The following is a 1,666-nucleotide window of genomic DNA, read 5'->3' as shown; positions in this document are numbered from 1 at the left end:
ATACACACCAACTCAAAGTGGTAGTTATGCCGTTATTATTGCTCAAAATGGATGTCAAGACACTTCTTCATGTCAATCTATTCAATTAGCATCATTAAAAGAAATAACAAGTGAAGAGGTTATTATATTTCCTAATCCTTCATCAGGCAATTTCTCATTGAATATTGGTGATCAATTCTTAGGAAAATTAGAAATCACTATCTATTCAGCATTAGGACAAAGGGTTTATTTTCAAGAAACTACAGCAAACTCAAAACAGTTGTCAATTTCATGTGCTCACCTTGAAGAAGGTGCATATGTCGTAAATATATCTAATGAAACAAAGCAAGTCAATGCCAGATTATTAATTGTTAAGTAACTTTCTTAAAAAAACATATTAATCAACATAAAATTTAAAAACGATGAAAAATTTATACTTATTTTTCGCTGCAACAATCTTAACATTTACAGCGAATACCCAAAACTTCAATGAAGTAAATCCTTCTCCGTTTGTTGATATAGGAAGAGGCAAATCTGTTATGGCTGATGTTGACAATGATGGACATTTAGACATAATAATTGCTGGAAACAGTTATGAAAACTCAACACAGACAGATACTGTTATTGTTTATCGAAATGATGGGACAGGAAATTATACAGAAATAACAGGTAATTCTTTTTTAGGTGTATACCGTCCTGCTTTTGACATAGCAGATATAGATGATGATGGGGATATTGACATATTAATTACAGGAGCTAACAATGGTTCGCTAACAGCAAAGCTCTATATAAATGACGGAACTGGAATATTCACAGAGGTTGTCACTACCATTTTTGAAGCTGTTGAAAATGGAACAGTTAACTTTGCTGATGTTGACAACGATGGGGATCAAGATGTGCTACTAACAGGTAGAAATAATAATGCCACTAGTATTTCAAAATTATACATTAATAATGGCAGTGGAAATTTCACAGAAAATACAGGATCACCATTTACAGGGGTAAGAAATGGTGTGGTTGAATTTGCAGACATCAATGGTAACGGAAGTTTAGATCTATTAATCAATGGTGAATTGTATATCAATGACGGAAATGGAAACTTTTCATTACAAACTCCTGCCAATTTAACCTACTTTGGATATGGAGATGCAGCTTTTGAAGATATAGATAATGATGGTGATTTAGATTTAATAATAACAGGTTCGATGCCTAATCAAATCCAACCAATATACACAAAACTATACCTCAATGATGGAACTGGTGTATTTACTGAAATAACAGGAACTCTTTTCACTAATCTACGATATTCATCTGTAGATTTTATTGACTTTAATGGAGATTCATACCCTGATCTATTAATTGGGGGGGTAGATACTAATGGAGATAAACATGCAACTTTTTTCATCAATGATGGTTCAGGAAACTTTACAATTGCACCTCAGCAACCCATCGAAGCGTTTAGCAATGGATCATTATCAATCGGTGATGTGGATGGTGATTTGGATAAAGATGTTTTAATAACTGGCTTATATGAAAAGCCGAGTGTTTTTGGCGGAACCGTTACTGCAAGAATTACAAGATTATACAAACTTTGTAACCTTGAGTTAGACCAACCAACATTGAATCCAATTTCTGCAATTTGTTCGCTTGATGAACCACAGGCTCCTACAGCTACAGATAATTGTTC

Annotated in this window: 2 protein-coding genes; both read left to right on the top strand. The window is 33.6% G+C overall.

Going from position 1 to position 1,666, the window contains the following annotated elements:
- The coding region (locus tag CW751_RS15070; RefSeq protein ID WP_133122254.1) for a T9SS type A sorting domain-containing protein at nucleotides 1-358 on the top strand (358 nt) is incomplete at its 5' end.
- Between the two features lie 43 nt (nucleotides 359-401).
- On the top strand, nucleotides 402-1,666 hold a 1,265-nt coding region (locus tag CW751_RS15065), incomplete at its 3' end, for an FG-GAP repeat domain-containing protein (protein WP_101335843.1).

This window comes from Brumimicrobium salinarum (assembly GCF_002844555.1).
Classification (GTDB): domain Bacteria; phylum Bacteroidota; class Bacteroidia; order Flavobacteriales_D; family Crocinitomicaceae; genus Brumimicrobium; species Brumimicrobium salinarum.
This window is presented reverse-complemented; position numbering and strand designations above follow the sequence as displayed.